General features: G+C 34.9%; 15 protein-coding genes. 6 read left to right on the top strand and 9 right to left on the bottom strand.

Annotation, left to right across the window (positions count from 1 at the left end; genetic code table 11):
• Nucleotides 1-128: 128 nt before the first annotated feature.
• The 5 genes from DDD_RS11990 (at nucleotide 129) to DDD_RS11970 (ending at nucleotide 8,836) form a co-directional block, all read left to right on the top strand.
• Nucleotides 129-2,510: an ABC transporter permease gene (locus DDD_RS11990; protein WP_015363148.1), complete on the top strand. Its 2,382-nt coding sequence runs from the start codon at nucleotides 129-131 to the stop codon at nucleotides 2,508-2,510.
• Between the two features lie 59 nt (nucleotides 2,511-2,569).
• Nucleotides 2,570-4,987, top strand: a complete 2,418-nt coding sequence (locus DDD_RS11985) for an ABC transporter permease (RefSeq protein WP_015363147.1) — start codon at nucleotides 2,570-2,572, stop codon at nucleotides 4,985-4,987.
• Nucleotides 4,988-5,333: 346 nt separating this feature from the next.
• Complete coding sequence (locus DDD_RS11980; protein ID WP_015363145.1) at nucleotides 5,334-6,011, top strand: ABC transporter ATP-binding protein; 678 nt, start codon at nucleotides 5,334-5,336, stop codon at nucleotides 6,009-6,011.
• A gap of 184 nt (nucleotides 6,012-6,195) precedes the next feature.
• On the top strand, nucleotides 6,196-7,245 hold the full coding sequence (locus DDD_RS11975; protein WP_146250793.1) for a hypothetical protein: 1,050 nt from the start codon (nucleotides 6,196-6,198) through the stop codon (nucleotides 7,243-7,245).
• A 148-nt stretch (nucleotides 7,246-7,393) separates the two neighbouring features.
• Entirely contained in the window at nucleotides 7,394-8,836 is a 1,443-nt protein-coding gene (locus DDD_RS11970) for an exonuclease domain-containing protein (protein ID WP_015363143.1), read from the top strand.
• A gap of 29 nt (nucleotides 8,837-8,865) precedes the next feature.
• Here the strand turns inward: DDD_RS11970 and DDD_RS11965 are convergent, their stop codons facing one another.
• On the bottom strand, nucleotides 8,866-9,717 hold the full coding sequence (locus tag DDD_RS11965) for a sugar-binding protein (protein ID WP_052329268.1): 852 nt from the start codon (nucleotides 9,715-9,717) through the stop codon (nucleotides 8,866-8,868).
• A 164-nt stretch (nucleotides 9,718-9,881) separates the two neighbouring features.
• Between DDD_RS11965 and DDD_RS18345 the strand changes: the two genes are divergently transcribed.
• Nucleotides 9,882-10,007, top strand: coding sequence for a hypothetical protein (locus DDD_RS18345; protein ID WP_262491811.1), 126 nt, complete (start codon nucleotides 9,882-9,884; stop codon nucleotides 10,005-10,007).
• A 36-nt stretch (nucleotides 10,008-10,043) separates the two neighbouring features.
• Here the strand turns inward: DDD_RS18345 and DDD_RS11960 are convergent, their stop codons facing one another.
• From DDD_RS11960 to DDD_RS11925, 8 genes are all read right to left on the bottom strand, one after another.
• Nucleotides 10,044-10,487, bottom strand: a complete 444-nt coding sequence (locus DDD_RS11960) for a hemerythrin domain-containing protein (protein ID WP_015363141.1) — start codon at nucleotides 10,485-10,487, stop codon at nucleotides 10,044-10,046.
• 19 nt (nucleotides 10,488-10,506) lie between these two features.
• Nucleotides 10,507-11,007: a pyridoxamine 5'-phosphate oxidase family protein gene (locus tag DDD_RS11955; RefSeq protein ID WP_015363140.1), complete on the bottom strand. Its 501-nt coding sequence runs from the start codon at nucleotides 11,005-11,007 to the stop codon at nucleotides 10,507-10,509.
• Nucleotides 11,008-11,175: 168 nt separating this feature from the next.
• On the bottom strand, nucleotides 11,176-12,174 hold the full coding sequence (locus DDD_RS11950; RefSeq protein ID WP_015363139.1) for a YihY/virulence factor BrkB family protein: 999 nt from the start codon (nucleotides 12,172-12,174) through the stop codon (nucleotides 11,176-11,178).
• An 84-nt stretch (nucleotides 12,175-12,258) separates the two neighbouring features.
• The gene (locus tag DDD_RS11945; RefSeq protein WP_158441688.1) at nucleotides 12,259-13,086 is read right to left on the bottom strand and encodes a 5-oxoprolinase subunit C family protein; all 828 of its coding nucleotides are present in this window, start codon (nucleotides 13,084-13,086) and stop codon (nucleotides 12,259-12,261) included.
• A gap of 1 nt (nucleotide 13,087) precedes the next feature.
• On the bottom strand, nucleotides 13,088-13,795 hold the full coding sequence (locus tag DDD_RS17305; RefSeq protein WP_015363137.1) for a 5-oxoprolinase subunit B family protein: 708 nt from the start codon (nucleotides 13,793-13,795) through the stop codon (nucleotides 13,088-13,090).
• Entirely contained in the window at nucleotides 13,788-14,522 is a 735-nt protein-coding gene (locus tag DDD_RS11935; protein ID WP_015363136.1) for a LamB/YcsF family protein, read from the bottom strand. The genes DDD_RS17305 and DDD_RS11935 overlap by 8 nt, the downstream gene beginning before the upstream one ends.
• Nucleotides 14,519-15,715, bottom strand: coding sequence for an Nramp family divalent metal transporter (locus DDD_RS11930; protein WP_015363135.1), 1,197 nt, complete (start codon nucleotides 15,713-15,715; stop codon nucleotides 14,519-14,521). Before DDD_RS11930 ends, DDD_RS11935 begins: the two co-directional genes overlap by 4 nt.
• Nucleotides 15,705-16,856, bottom strand: a complete 1,152-nt coding sequence (locus DDD_RS11925; RefSeq protein ID WP_015363134.1) for a DUF2891 domain-containing protein — start codon at nucleotides 16,854-16,856, stop codon at nucleotides 15,705-15,707. Before DDD_RS11925 ends, DDD_RS11930 begins: the two co-directional genes overlap by 11 nt.
• Between the last annotated feature and the right edge of the window lie 247 nt (nucleotides 16,857-17,103).

Raw genomic sequence — 17,103 nt, 5'->3', positions numbered from 1 at the left:
TAAATACTTGGCATTGTTATTACCTGTAAAATAGAAAATATAATTGTTCTCGCTTTCCATTTTTTAAAATGGAAGTTTATCCTGAGGTAGCTCAGAGCGAAAGTGTAACCAACATAAAATTCATTCTCATGATAAAGAATTATTTTAAAATAGCATTTAGAAACCTCTGGAGACACAAAGGTTACTCAGCAATTAATATAGGTGGACTGGCTGTAGGAATGACTGCAGGGTTTTTGTTATTGCTTTATATAGGGTATGAAATGAGCTATGAATCATTTCATTCTAATAAAGATCAGTTATATCGAGTAGTGACTGATATAAAAACACCATCTGACGATTACAAAACACCAGTTGTAGATTGGAACATTTTGAGCGAGATCACTACAGAATTTCCTGAAATACAAAATAGCACTAGATTATTTGACACCGCATTTGACGTACAAATAAACGGTACTAATTTTAATGAAGACCGAGTTTTAGGAGTTGACGATACCTTCTTTGAAATCTTTGACTACAAACTACTTCAAGGGAATCCAGCTGAAGTTCTCAAAACACCTTTTAGCCTGGTATTATCTGAAACGACTGCAAAGAAATATTTTGGAGACGAGAACGCATTAGGTAAAACCTTAAAAATCATGGATGATTCTAGAGTTGCGACCATTACCGGAATAATGGAGGATAACCCTAGTAATACTCAGATTAAAAGTGATTTATTGATTTCAATTTCCACTTATACAGAAGTGCTAGATCCTACTCTAAATCAGTCTTGGGCAGACTTTAGTAACCGTGGTTTTGTACTGATTAATGAAAATACTGATATAGAAGCTCTTGAGACCAAAATTGAAGCATACAATCAACGTGCTCATGGAGACGCAATGAAAGAAACAGAATTAGAACTTATCTATTTTCTAGAACCTATAGAAGATATTTACCTCTACTCTGAAAGAGGATCTACTCCGCAAATAGGTAATGTGACTATATTTCTTATTGTTGCCTTATTCATACTTCTAATTGCCTCGATTAACTTTATTAACCTAACTACTGCACGTTCTGTAGAAAGAGCCAAAGAAGTAGGAATACGTAAAGTAATAGGTGCTCAAAAAGGCCAACTGTCCATTCAGTTTTTGAGTGAGTCCGTATTGATATGTTTGTTTGCGTTTTTTCTCGCGGTCCTATTTACATGGGTTGCACTACCCTATTTTAATGAACTTGCAGGCAAAGAGATCGCCGCTAGTATTTGGGAAAATCCTTTGTATCCATTAGGCTTATTTGGAATAGCTATTTTAATCGCATTGTTTGCTGGTTCTTACCCAGCATTAGTCCTTTCTTCATTTAAGCCTATTCAAGTACTAAAAGGTAAATTCTCTTCAACTTCTCGTGGTGCTTTATTACGTAAAGGACTTGTGATAAGTCAGTTTACTATTTCTGTAGTGATGATAGTAAGTACCATCATCGTTTATAATCAAATTAATTTTATGCGCAATCAAGATCTAGGTTTCAATATGGATCAAGTAATGATAGTAGAAACTGATGGTAGCGCACAACAAAAGAGAATGATTGATGAATTAGAAAAAATACCTAGTATCATTTCTATTAGTACGGCGGCGACTGTTCCTGGCGGTGGCGGAGATAACAGCCAAGCGTTAAGTAAGATCGTAAATCAACAAGGAAATGAGCAAACACTCACTATAGAGCGTTATAGAATTGACGATGAATACATCGATCAGTTTGGTTTAAAATTGTTAGCAGGTAGAAACTTTTCTAGAGAATTGGCTACCGATAGTTTAAACTCGATGATTATTAATGAGAAAGCCTTACGACTTTTAGGCTACTCAGATCCTCAAGAAGTGATAGGAAAAGGGTTTGACCAATGGGGACGACAAGGTCAAGTCATAGGCGTTGTAAAAGATTTTCACATGACTACATTAAAAGAAGAAATCGCCCCTTTGAGCATGGTGTATAATAATACAGGGAATTCTTTAATTAACGTAAAAATATCTGGTGTAAACGTTCAACAAACTGTTGCTCAAATAGAAAAGAGTTTTCACAAGTCGTTTCCTAATAAATCCTTCTATTATGAATTTGTAAATGATTTATTTCATGAACAATATCAAGCCGAAGAGTTGTTTGGAAAACTATTTCTAGGATTTGCCTTACTCGCCATCTTTATTTCATGTTTAGGACTATTCGGTCTGGCTTCTTACAGTACGCTGCAGCGTCGCAGGGAAATAGGAATCCGTAAAGTGCTTGGTGCATCTTCTTTAGGAATTGTGAACCTGTTAAGCAAAGACTTTTTAAAGTTAGTCCTTATATCTGTTTTGATCGCAACGCCTATCGCATGGTTTGTTATGGATCAATGGCTGCAAGATTTTGCATACCGTATGAATTTAAGCTGGTGGATTTTTGCCCTTGCAGGAGCTTTAGCTATAGGAATTGCCTTATTCACAGTAAGTTTTCAAGCCATTAAGGCGGCAATTGCAAATCCTGTAAATAGTATCAAAACTGAATAATTGAAAAACGATCATAATGATCTCGCTTTCGCGAAAGCGGAATAAAAAAATATACTATCATGCTCAAAATACTTATAAAAACTTCACTGAGAAGCCTAAAGGCCAATAGAACATTTACTATTCTCAATATGATAAGTCTCGTCATAGCACTACTTGTCGTTTATATTTCTATAGGCTATTTGAGATTTGAAAATAGTTATGATACGTTTCATGAAAATAGCGAACAGCTTTATCGTGTAGGGAGAACACAGAGAACGCAAGATTATGCTACGGTAGGATTTGGCAATTGGGCTGAAACTACTGCCGAAAAGCAGAAACAACAAATACAGATCATAAAAGATATTGCAGGAATTGAAAATACAACACATTTTATAATTTCAAACGACACAGAGTTTATCAATTACGGTGATAAAGAATTAATTGAAGAAGGTATTTTAACAACTAATACACCTAAAAGCTTCACTGAAATGTTCAGTTGGGAATTACTTTCTGGAAGTTACCAGACGTTTGGTGACGTTGAGAATAGTGTTATTATCAATGAGACAATTGCAAAAAAACTGAACACAGGATCTATAGATAACCTCATTAATTCCAGCTTAACAATTGCTGGAGAATCTTATACGATTGCTGCTGTCATAAAAGACGTTCCTCAAAACTCTCACTTTGATTTTAAGATGGCGACTCATCGAGATCAAATTCCATATTGGGGTAGTAATGTTTACGTACAGTTGAACGAGAAAAGCGATCCAGCGAATGTTTTAAAACAATTTGATAAGGATATTTTGATTGCAAATCCAGGTCTTGCTACTAATCCTACTTATAAAAACCATTTCTTTCAGAAGATAACAGATATTCACCTGAAATCTAATATTTTATACGAACTTAAAGCGCCAGGCAATACGACTTACATCTATTTAATAAGCGCTTTTGGATTACTTATTATTCTGATTTCAGTGTTTAACTATGCTAATTTTACCATCGCATTAAAATCAAAGCAATCTCGAGTAATAGGTGTTAGAAAAGTTTTAGGAGCAAGTAATTCTTCTATTGCGCTACAATTTTTTATTGAAACAGTATTGCTGGCCTTACTATCACTGCCCTTTTTGTTACTCACGATCTTTATAGTTGTTCCCTATTTTAATACTTTCATGGGAGTAGCGATTACCGCAAATCCTTTTATAAATCTAGAAGCTTTAGGAATTGTATTATCCATGTCTTTAATCATAGGTATTATTGCGAGCATCGCTCCTTCTATAATGCTTGCTAGTCAAAATACCTTAGGTCTTTTAAAAGAAAAATTGAACGATCGCAAGTTTGAGCACTTCTCGTTGCGCAAGTATGTTATCATAAGTCAGTTTGTAATTCTTATAGGAGTAAGCTCTATCTCTTTTTTCATGTACCAGCAGATTTCTTTTATCAACAACAAAGATCTAGGATTTCAGAAAGAAGGTGTTTTATATACATTCACTTCTCCAGACGATTTAGATGTATTTCAAGAAAAACTAAAGGCCATTCCTGGAGTACGTCATGTAGGAAATGGGTCTTCTTTTGGACTAGAGCCTTTTAATCAGCTGCGTTATCGATTAGATGGATTTGAAACTGTTTTTGATGACAGCAATCAGTTTTATTTAGATTATGCGGCTATTCAAGCTTATGATCTTCAAACTACCTTATCACCAGAAATTTTTGATTCTAGTGAGAATAGGGTAAATCGCAACCTCATCAACAGATCTGCAGCAATCCGATTTGCAGAGATGAAAGGTGTTACCGTTGAAGAATTAATAGGAACTCAAATAATTACAGAACCTGAGTACCAAAACGAAGATGGAAGTTATGGTTTCCCTATAACTATCGATGGTATTTTTAAAGACATCAATGTGTTCTCCCTCAAAGAATCCATCAGCTCCTATTTTATAACGGTATCCGATCGAGTACGTATGGGAGGCATGAGTATCGTTTCCTTTGATAAAAATGCTACGGCAAATACGGTTTCTCAAATTAAAGAGCTCTATGCTACATCTAATCGTAGCTTCCCGTTGACGATTGAGTTTCTAGATGAAAAATATGAACAGCTTCATAAGAACGATGAGCAAACAGCACAGCTTATTTTTATATTAAATGGCATAGCTATTTTACTGGCATCACTAGGTATCATAGGAGTTACTTTACTACTTATCGTAGGTAAAACTAAGGAAATAGGAATCCGCAAAGTATTAGGTGCTTCTATTGTACAAATACTAAAACTCTCGATTAAAGAATACATCTATTTTGTGCTCATTGCTTTGGTCATCAGTACACCTATCGCCTGGTGGATCGCAAATGTATGGCTGGATAATTTTGCTTATCGCACACCGGTCCAACCTTTAGCTTTTATCGTAGTGGGCGTTTTGGTCTTCTGCCTTTCAGCAGTTATAGTAAGTATAGTTTCCTATAAATCTGCTGTAGCAAATCCAGTAAATAGTTTGAAAACAGAATAATTAAAGAAAGATCATAATGATCTCGCTTTCGCCCTGAGCTACCTCAGGATAAACTTATATTTTCTTTGGAAAATATAAAGCGGAACTACATAAATAGAATATAGAATATAGAAAAATAAATGATTTAAGATACAAGAGTCAGGAAACAAGAAAATGAAAACGGAATTGTGTGTGAGACTTGTTGAGAAAAAAGCTGGAAATATTGCTCATTAAGATGGAGGCATATTCTTTTAATAAATATAATATCTAATTTAAAAATCAGTGGATAGGTGGATGCAAGCCTCGCTAACAATTCAATAACTCAGCGACTCAAAGACTCAAAGACTAACTTACTAACGATAAAAACATGCTATTACAACTTAACAACATCTACAAATGGGTCAATCAAGGCGGGAAACGCGTTTTCTTGCTCAATGACCTCAATCTACAAGTCGAAGAAGGCGAGTTTATCTCCATTATGGGACCTTCTGGTTCGGGAAAATCAACACTATTAAATGTCATAGGAATGCTGGACGGATTTCAAGAAGGCACGTATGAATTTCTTGATGAATCAGTTCACTCTTTAAAAGAAAAGCAAAAGTCAAAACTTTATAAAGAATACATAGGTTTTGTATTCCAAGCCTATCATTTGATCGATGAGCTTACCGTTTATGAAAACATAGAAACGCCACTACTCTATAAAAACATTAAATCTTCAGAACGTAAAGCACTTGTTGCCGATATGCTGGATCGTTTCAACATCGTAGGCAAGAAAGATTTATTTCCATCACAACTTTCTGGAGGACAACAGCAGCTCGTAGGCGTCGCAAGAGCTTTAATTGCAAAACCCAAACTACTACTAGCCGATGAACCAACAGGTAATTTGAATTCTGCACAAAGTGAGGAAATAATGAAGCTGTTTCAAGAACTGAACAAAGAAGGTGTAACGATCATACAAGCCACACACTCCGAAAAAAATGCTTCTTATGGAACAAGAACTATTCATTTAATGGATGGGATGCGGAATAGGAAGATGGAACTGTAGAAGCTATTATATTTTCAAGAAACTAATGCTCAAAATTAATTGTCACTTTGTTCAATAATAAAAGGATGATACTATTAGAGCTCCTCGTGCTACGATCTGATATTCAATATAGTAAATCTAATTTAAATTATTTTTATTAATTTTATAATCTAAATTGAATGTCTTACTTAAATTTAAAGATGTAATGAAAAGTTTAAATATTGTTCTGATTTTTCTATTGTCACTCACCCATGTTACTCATGCCCAAATGAAGCATGATTGGAAAAATGCACCGCTAAATCCGCTTAACCCAACATCAGCAAGTCGCTACGACAGTCAAACCCTGATAAAAGGTGATGTTGTAATGGTTAATGACTTTTGCTACGATAAAGACCATATGATTTTAGATCCTATGCTTTTTAATGATGAAAAATCTGCCAAGCAGTATAATGGTGTTTATCAAAAAAAGAATAAAAAAGGTCAAGTAGTTGAGGAGACTATTTACTACAAAGGAAAAAAAGACAAGACGCGCTATTCTTATAATAAAAAAGGGTTGCTGTCAAAAATGGAAGCCGTTGCAACAGAAGGCACTACTTCTACTTATACGTATGACGGTAAAAATAGAATAATCAAAAATGTTACTGTGTACAATGGAGATAGAATAACAACCAAATATACCTACGAAAAGGATAACGATCTTTTAGTCATCAATGAGATGGAATATGCTCCCGGTGATGTCTTAAAAAATCATTTAATTTATACGTACCACAATGGATTAATAGTCGCTTTAGAGTCAGCAGGAAAAGTGAAATCATCCTTTGGTTATCAATTTGATAAAAATGGCAATTGGATAAATCAATTTGAATATGAAAATTGGCTAGACGATAATGGAAAATGGGTCAAAATTGGAGCTGATGAAGAAGATCCTTACATAATAGAGCAAAATATAGTCTATAGAAATCAACTAAAAAATATAGACACCAAAAAAGCCGTGGTGAAGAGATTTAGCTATAGAAGATATGAATTAATACTTAAAGCTGGCGAGACAGAAATACATTTTCCGTCTAGTAAGGTTGGTAACGATATAATTATCTATAATCCATTTGAAAAAGAATACTTTCTTGCTTCAAACGCTTCTACATTACTAAACTCTGATGGAGCTAATAAATCAGTACCTATTAAAAGTCAAGGTAAAGTTAACAGTATATTAAAACACCAAAACAAAACATTAGTCAATGGAAGAATAATAGAATGAAACCTTCTAAGCTTCATACAATATTTTTGAACATTTAATCCATTCACTTCATTCTTTAATAACAATCTCGCTTTCGCGAAAGCGAGATAAAAACAAACTCTGTTAAAAATAAATATCTACCTATTTATTTAGGAATAATTCCATAATTTTGGAACATTTCCTAATTGAACAGCATTTGAATTTTAAAGAACAATATTACAGCGTTGTAGATATAGAAACTACAGGCAACCGAATGAGCAATAATCGCATGACCGAGATATGCATCGTGCGCATGCTTGGGAATAAAATAGAAGAAAAATATACAACGCTCATTGATCCAGAAAGTCTAATTCCAGACTTTATAACTGGCCTCACTGGTATCGATAATGAAATGGTGGCCAGTGCACCATTATTTTCTGAAGTAGCTGAAGAAATCGAACGCATGACTCGTGATTGTATTTTTGTGGCGCATAATGTCAACTTTGATTATAACATTATACGGAACGAATTTAAACGCATAGGTTTTGATTTTAAACGTAAAAAACTATGTACTGTACGACTTTCTAGAGAACTCATTCCTGGAATGAATTCTTATAGTTTAGGAAAGTTGTGTAATTCATTAGGAATCAATTTAGAAAACCGTCACCGCGCTGAGGGCGATACAGATGCAACGGTAACGCTTTTTCAAAAGCTTCTTGAAATAGATGAAGATGGAACCGAGTTTTCTAAGTTTTTAAAAGGAAGCAGTAAAGAAGGTACCTTTCCACCACATTTAGATCGCAATCTATTTCACAATTTGCCAGATGCGCCTGGTGTATATTTATTTAAAAATCAAGCTCGCAAAGTGATCTATGTCGGGAAAGCGATTAGTTTGAAAAAACGTGTGCTTTCTCATTTTTATTCTAAAACAAGTAAGTCCTATCTTATGTGTCAAGAGATTCATCACATTGAACATATTCCTACTGGTAATGAGCTCGTAGCCTTACTTCAAGAAGCAGATTTGATACGACACTACTATCCTAAATTTAATAGTGCACAAAAAAAGCCTCGTAAGGCCTATCAAATTTTACATTATAAAAATCAGTTAGGTGTGATTCAATTTGCCGTTGGGCTGGTAAAATCCTATGACTATTCGGTAGTGACGCATTACAATCGTGCGCATGCCGTAGAGCAATTAGAGCAACTCTGCGAAGACTTCAATCTTTGCCCACGTTATTGCAGCTTTAAAACTCAAGCCGATTGCTCTTCTCATTATAAAATCAAAAACTGTAAAGGTGTTTGTAAAAAGGAAGAATTGGTTTCTCTTTACAATATTAGAGCTACTCAAGCAATAGCATCTTTACATAATCAAAATCCTAATTATATCATCAAACAACCTGGACGTACGGCTGAGGAAAGTTGTTTTGTAATGGTCAAGGATGGTGAATATCAAGGTTATGGTTATGTGGATCAATATGCATCGATTGCCTCTATTTCAGATTGTGAAGATTTTATAGATCGCAAGGTGGCTAATTACCATACTAATCAAATCATAAGATCCTATTTAAAAAAATATGGAGAGCAAAATGTGATTTTGGAGCATACGCCTGATGAACCTGCCTATTCTGATTAGGCAACTTTTTAATATTTATTTAAAAAAGATTATTTAATTAAGAGTAAACTACCAAAAACATCTGAATTAATGTAACCGTCATCGTTGTTAGTACCGTGATTCTTTTTAGAACCCATAAAATTCTCACGAAGGTTATTACCATCATTATCGCCATAAGCAATGGAGAAGCCTATTTCTTTTTGAGCTGTTAACTTTATAGGCTCATTGTTTGATAAGTCTTGATCGTCAAAATCCTTATCGTACAACTGTATGGCTATTTCCCATAGGTAAGTATTTCCTTTTTGGGCTCTCGATACATTTATATGATCATCTAGAAAAATGGGTTTTTGTTGCGTACTTTGATCAATGGCATGACCTTCGGTAGAAATATGATATGCAAAGGCTTGATGATTGAACTTATGATCTCCTCCAGATTTGTCTTCATCTATAAACACTTCTACATAATCTCCTTTCCAATAGTTCTCAATTCCGTCCTGAAGCGTAGGGTGCAGCGTGTCGTCTTCTACCATTACCAGTAAGTATAAATAATTCTCGTCCCATGCGAGCTTGAACTTTCCTTGATAATCTGTTGTATTTACCTTTTCTCCCATCCACAAGTAATTCATTCCGTACCAGCTGGATGCTTCCCAGATTTGATCTTTCCCACATCCATCTATTTGAACAGGTATCGAAGTAAATGGAGCAGTAAAGTCTCCGTTTTCTCTATTATCGGTTGAAGATGAATCTGCAATATCCCAGCAATTATCTACTATTCCTGACTCTAATTCCTGCTCGTTTTGATTGTTTTTACAGCTTGTGATTAGAAGAGCCAAAACTACTAATCTGAAGAGAGGTAAATTGATAAATTCCATCCGATTTTTTGTATCTACTGATAATTTCATAAATGTAAATTAATAATTTTAATCTCAAACTTTTAGGTTTTTGAAATTACACTCAACTATTAAATATAATAGGGCTAAATATTACATTAAAGAACCAATTAATTAAGAATTATTTAAAATTTGTTATGCGTGCATAGGTTTATATTTACACCAAAAAAAAGCTCATGGATTTAATCATTTCTCAAAACGGTTACAGCGACTATAAACGTAAAACTATAGATTCAAGTGAGGATCACACAGAGGATGCACAAAATCAAAACTCAAGCATCCCATTTCAGAGTTATTTATAATGTATAAAAAAATCCGATCTTGCGATCGGATTTTTTTTATCTCTCTTTTCTTTCCTTTTTCATAAACTCCTGATAATCATCAGCAAGTTTATTCTTTTCTTTTTCTGTAAGTGCTTTTCCAGCTAATTGAAAAACTTCTTGTTCTTCTTCATCTAAGTGATGTTCTACTTGATGGGCTAGTTCTTTCATGTAAACTAACCATGCACTACTACTCATGTCGGTATCTTCTAGTTTTTCAACTAGTTCATCCATTTCATGATGTTCGGCAATGCTGTGTCTTGCTTTCTCTTGTGTCAAGTCCTCTTCAATAAGTGGCACGTAGAAAAAACGCTCTTCAGCATCAGCATGTATAGCTAGTTCACGTTTTAATTTATTAAACATGTTTTTTCTTAGATCATTATCTCCAGAAGTGTTCACTAATTTATCTATTAATGTTCTTTGAATCTCGTGATCTTCTCGTAATGCTTCAAAAATATTCATATGGTTGGTTTTTAACTATTTATAATTTTAAACTTCCTGATTCTCCTATTTGAGTTTCGTCACCAGTAATTTTTGTGTAAGCTAACTTTGCAAGAGTGATAATTGCATTAGTCTTTGTGTCCCAATAATGCCCTTCAGTAGGTGAAAAAATCAACACAGTAAGCGTAGGATCTTCTTTACTTTCAAACCAGTTGTTATCTAGGTTATCGTAATATTTATTGATTAATTCTTTATTCTTAGAAATTACTGTCGTTCCATAAACGCTTAAAAATTCCTTAGAAGAATTGTCAGAGAAAATCAATTGCGTTCTATTGTCCTTTTCAATATTTGTGTTGTGCTCACTGGTAGATTTACTAAAGAAAATAACATCTCCACTATCCAGTATTTCTTTTGATCCCATTGGTATGGCGTGCACTGGAGCTTCTCCTAAATTTGTTAACATCATTGCAGTTTTGATGTCTTTAGCCATTTCTAGGTATTTTTCTCTTGCTTCTTGTTGGATTAGATTTTTAGTACTCATTTTTTATTTTCAATTTACTTTAATAAAGTAGGAGTTTTACTAATTAAATATGAATTAACTTGATATTCACAAACATGCTTATAGATATCTTAGTTATTTTCTTAATTCCGCTTTCGCGAAAGCGAGACTACAACAAGCACCTTCCTAATAAATTTGAATGATTTACTTTCAGGCATCAACGATATTGTTATCGTCTGCTTCCAAAATTTCTTCTATTTCCTTATCGGTTACATCGCTTCCTTTATCTGTCACAATAAGTTCTTCTTTATATTTAAGCGCTTTGGCATTAGGAGTGATACCATTCCCATATCTTGTTGCATAGACCAAAATAAATTCGGCTCCATAGAAAAGGATGAGGCACGAATAAGAAACCCAAAGTAATAGTAGAACAACTAATCCAGCCGCTCCATAAGCACTAGCTGGAGAAGATTGCGTGAAATAAATCTCAAGTAAAAACTTGCCTGTTTCAAATAGAATTCCAGTCAATAATGCACCTGGCCAAACCATTTTCCATTTGAGACGCGCATCTGGTAAATACCTAAACATCAATCCAAAAAGTACCGAAATAATTACTAAAGAAAGTAAAAAATTAACCGCAAGCGCAAGCGAGCCTAAGTAATCGGCCAGATTAGCTTGAATCCAGTCTTGTAATATGGCAATTACTGCAGACAGAATAAAACTAATCATAATTAAAAAACCTAAAACTAAAATAAATCCAAAACTCTTTACTCGGTCGGTAAGCATTTTCCACCATGGTGTTTTAGGATTAATTTTAAGCTTCCATATTTTATTAAGAGCTAGTTGCAATTGATAGAATACTCCAGTAGCCGCAAAAGCTAATGTTACCATTCCTATAATATTTGAAATCCAGCTTTCATCATCTAGTCGTGCCGCTTGCAGCATTTCATTAAGATCAGACGCAGCATCATAACCTATCAAAGATGAAAGACCGTTTGTTAATCGACCAGTAGAAATATCTTCCTTCCAGATCGTACTTATAACATTAATCATTATAACCATAAGCCCTGGAAGTGCTAAAATCGCGTAATACGCGACGCTGGCTCCTAATTGCCACACATCGTCACTATTCCATTTTTTTGCACTGTTCCATAAAAGAGATGGTAAATGCTTCCATTTAAATGATTCTGTTGGTGTTGTAGCCTTCATATATTGCGAAGTAACTAAGAATTTAAGAATAATTATAGAGACTTAATTATAGTTTAACTGTTTTCAGTAAATTTTATCTAAATTTTATAAAATCAAGAAATCTATTGAAGTTCCCTTTCTTTTTTGAGATAAAATTGAAATAGATGCTTTGTCTAACTGAAGTATTCTAGGATATCCACCTGTCGTTTGTGCATCTTTCATCAAGATTATCAACTGTCCACTTGGTGTTAATTGAACTGTTCCTGGCAGTACTGGACTACTTTTTAATTGAATCAATTGGTTGTCAATTTTTTCATTCAATTGAAACGCCATTCGGTTCCAATTCTTAGAAACAGTAAAACTTGAGTTTAAGAGTTGTTCTTGCTGTTTTCTATTCAAAAAGTGGAATTCTGGACCAGGAAAACATTTCAGAATGGAACTATTCGTAGGTTTTGGGAATTTAGCTACAGATTTTGTGGAGCTCATTCCAAGTCGGTATGAAATAGTGTCTCCTTTCGTCAATTGTTGTTTTGTTATTCCTTTAAAGAAAGATTTACTTCCTAGAACTTCTGGAACCTCAAAACCACCTGCAATACCTAAATAAATGAAGTTACCATCAACAGCCGCTCCTATTTCTAATTGGTCACCTGTTTGTATTTTGATACTGTCATATTGCTCTATAGCTATGGAATTTACTTTTATCATAGCTTTTGCGCCAGTGATACAAATAAAAGTAGGTTCAGAAAAGATATAAGTTCCTCCTACTCCTATGATTTCTATAACGGCTGAACCTTTTTTATTATCAAGACAAGCATTTGCATAACTGGCAGATAACTCATCCATAACACCGCTATGTGGAATTCCTAAATGACGGTAATCTATTCTTCCTAGATCTTGAATCGAACAATAAAACCCTGATTTTACAATAGTCATGTTACCCATCTATCTGAAAGCTTTTTAGGGTCATACTTTCATTTGCTATTTGATTTTTCATCGAGCTATGTTCTTCTCTAGAAATAGGATAAAACTGCACACGATCTCCAGCAGCAAGCAAACTAGGCTGTTTTCTCTTAACATCAAACATAGGTAAAGGACAATTCCCTAAAGCATGCCATCCTGCTGGACTTTGAGATGGATAAATACCACAATAATCGTTAGAAATAGCAACTGTTCCCGCCGTTACCTGTAAAGCTGGTGTTGATTTACGAGGTAATTGAAGACTTTTATCCAAGCCTTTTAAATAAGGAAATCCAGGCAAAAAGCCTATAAAATCTACTGTAAAAATTCCTTTTTGATGTTTAGAAATAATCTCTTCTTTAGAAAATTCACTCAAAGAATCGACCAATTCGCTTTCGAGCTCATAATAAATCGGTAATCTCCAGGAAATACCATTGGCTTCCGAAGTTTTCATATCAATCAGCAATTTCATTAATCGATCAATAACCTCGTTATGATGGATTTTCCTTTTCCACAATAATAATATGGAATAAGCGCCATGATTCACGATTACATCAGGAAACACCTTTTTAACTTCCATTTCAAAAGCTGTTCGTTGAGAAATAATATCTATCGTGTTCTCGTTCCAATTAACTAAAACAGAATTCTCATTGTAATTGTGAAAAAAAACCTCGCTTTTACCCAATGCTGATATGATTTGATTTCAATTGCGCTACTACTTGCTCTAAGTCTTTAGTCAATTCCAAATTATCTCCATGAATACAAATCGTATCTATAGACAAGTTGGTTTCGATACCTTTATTTGACGTTACCTTTTGCTCTTTTACCATCTGCTCTATTTGTCGTGCAGCGGTTTGATAATTAGTAATCAACGCATCAGGTTCAGTTCTCGATACTAATTTAACATCATTATCATAAAGACGATCTGCAAAACCTTCTTTCCAATATGGAATTTTATACAACTGACATTTTTCTTCCAAAATAGAATGAGGCGCCACATAAAGAATTGTTTTTGGATAAAATTCTAGCATAAATTCCACTAACCAGTCAGAAAAATCTTCTCTATTTGCAGTCGCATGATATAAGGCGCCGTGCATTTTTATATGATGCATCTTCACGCCTACTTTTTGAGCGGTTTCTTGAAAAAGATGTATTTGTTGAGTTACGCTTTCGCGAAAGCGAGACCTAGAAATATCCCTAAACACACGACCAAAATTCTCGTGATCCTCAAATGAAGGATGTGCACCGGCTTTTACGTTATGTTTCACAGCCAATTGTAAAGTAAGAGCAATGGAATTTTCATCGCCATAATGACCACCACAAGCGATATTGCACGAACTGATGTGTGACATAAGCATCGCATCATTCTTCATTCCTTCTCCGAGATCACAATTTAAATCTATAGTTATCATAGTACTCCGAAGACTTTAAAAAGGGTTTTTGCTCCTAATCCTACAGCAATTAAAATCACTATAAACGCCATAATGTTTTGCCATAAGTTATTTGAAAACGACCCTAATAACTTTTGATTCACCAGCCAAAGCAATAAAATCGCAATGATAGGAAGTAATAATCCGTTTGCGATTTGTGCAAATGTGATGATGTCTAGCGGTTTTAATCCTATACTTGAAAAGACGATTCCAACAATGAGAATAAACATCCACACCGCTCTAAACGACCAGCTTTTCATGTTTCCTTTCCAGCCTAGACAACCTTTAACTACATAAGCGGCAGCAAGTGGTGCCGTAATTGCACTCGTGATTCCTGCCGCTAGAATACCAATAGAAAAAACGTAGGTTGCCCAAGATCCATAAATAGGTTCTAGAGCAGTAGCAAGTGCTGCGCCATTAGAAACCTGTTGACCTTGCAACGCGGTTGCTGCAATTATAATGGACATAGAAACCAGTCCACCAAGGACAACACTTATTATTGTATCTTTTCGCACAGCACTTAAATCTGACCTATTATTCCACTTTTCACTGACTAGCGAGGCGTGTAAAAACAAGTTATAAGGAACTACTGTCGTACCTATCAAACCTACGATGGTGAGAATATTATTGCTATTGATTTCGGGAGTAAAAAGACCTTTAAAAATTTCTGTGATATCAGGACCTATGGCTACAGCTGTCGCGATAAAAGAAACACCCATAATGACCACTAGCGATATGAGCACTTTTTCTAGCACTTTGTAGTTACCAAAAAATAGTAAACCAAAAGCGATCAAACCCAACAACAATGGAAAATACCATTGCTCGCCAAAAATGATCTGTAGCCCCAATACGCCACCGCTCAAATTACCGGCTTCGTAAGCGGTATTTCCTACCGCAATAGCTGCAAGAACTAATATGATAAGCGTGATTCTTATAATCTTATTAGAGATCGCACCACGTAAGATTTCTGGCAATCCTTTGCCAGAAATCAATCCCAACCGAGCTGCCATTTCTTGTAATATAATGGTGGCAAAAATAGAAAGCAACATTGCCCATAATAGGCTGTATCCAAAGTTAGCTCCTGCCAGCGTGCAAATGGTGACCGTTCCAGGACCAACAAATGCTGCTGCAATTAAAGTTGCTGGACCTATATTTTTGAATAGCTTACTCAGCATTTGACGCATTTTGCAATGCATAAATAGCAAAACTTCCTAACCAATGTCCGCCGGCATAATCGTCTGCAACTAGATTGGGTAAGGTGTTTGTGATATGGGCATCGGCTATTTCATTGAGGTTGCTGTATTCTGGATATTGAGCGGCAAGACCATAAAGTACCCAAGCACGACTCAGGTTCAAGCCATCTATGTGAACTAGTTTTCCATCACTACGGTCTGATACTTTTCCTATCTCGATGTCTAATTTTCCGTTTTCGATTCCAGGTAAAAATTCTTTTACCCATGCATGAAATTCTTCAGCAGTTAAAACACGTCGCATGATATCTATTTCTTCAAGACAAGACGATAAAAAATCATAACCGCTAGGTTCCCAAGAAATCGGACAACTGGCATCATTGCTATAAAATTCTTTTGCTTTACTTATGATGGCAGATTTTAAATCCTCATTTTGTGCGTGAACTGCATAGTCATAAGCAAATGCCATCCCAAATGCTGTGTTAGAATGCTCTCCAACTCTTATGGCATAATTCAATTTAGGCAAATAATCTACATATCGTTGTGCGATCACATCAGTAAGAGGTTGTAAAATTTGAGCAATTTCTTTTCCTTCTATTGAATCCCAAGTATCTAGTTCTTGTTGTAATTTAAGCAACCATGCCCAACCATAAGTTCGTTCAAAGGTTTTGTTATCCTTAGTGTTTAAGTAGGCAATTTCTACTTTAATATTATCAGCAGTTAGGTTGCGTTGTATTTTTTGAAGTAACTCCTCACGAGCTTCTAACTCTGGAAATTGTTTTAATAAAGTCACAGCGCTCCAGTAACCATGAACTGCACTATGCCAATCAAAACAACCGTAAAAAACAGGATGTTGTACGCTTGGGCGCTTTTGATCTTCCGGACTTGCAGTAACGTGTCCCATTTTATTAGGATATTCATCCTCGATGCAATGTAAAGGCAGTTGCGCTAAATTGTTTGCTTGTTCTAGGGTGAGTTGAGGTGTTGGGATTTGATCTTCAACTACCTCAATTTGTGTTACATTGACCTCATGCGTTACATTGACCTCATTAGAAGATTCTGAATCTACAGTTTCTTTGCAACTTATAAGAGTAAGTATAGAAAGTGCATAAATGACGTATTTCATATGTAAAGATTGTTAAGTCTCTAAATATAATAGTTTGTCATGGAACTTTTGAGGATTGTTCCGCTTTCGCGAAAGCGGATTAGAAAAGATCATTTGTAACTCACTTAATTTCAACCTTAAAAAGTCTAATTGTAAACATTGATCTTTAAAAAACTTATCCAATCATTTATTAAAAGAGAGCAATTATTTACAAATTCGTTCGGTCCATATTTTGTATTTTTAGATACCTCTAGAGAAAGACGATTTT

Source organism: Nonlabens dokdonensis DSW-6 (assembly GCF_000332115.1).
GTDB classification, from domain to species: Bacteria; Bacteroidota; Bacteroidia; order Flavobacteriales; family Flavobacteriaceae; genus Nonlabens; species Nonlabens dokdonensis.
The sequence above is the reverse complement of the archived record's forward strand: the minus strand, read 5'-3'. Positions and strand labels throughout refer to the sequence as shown.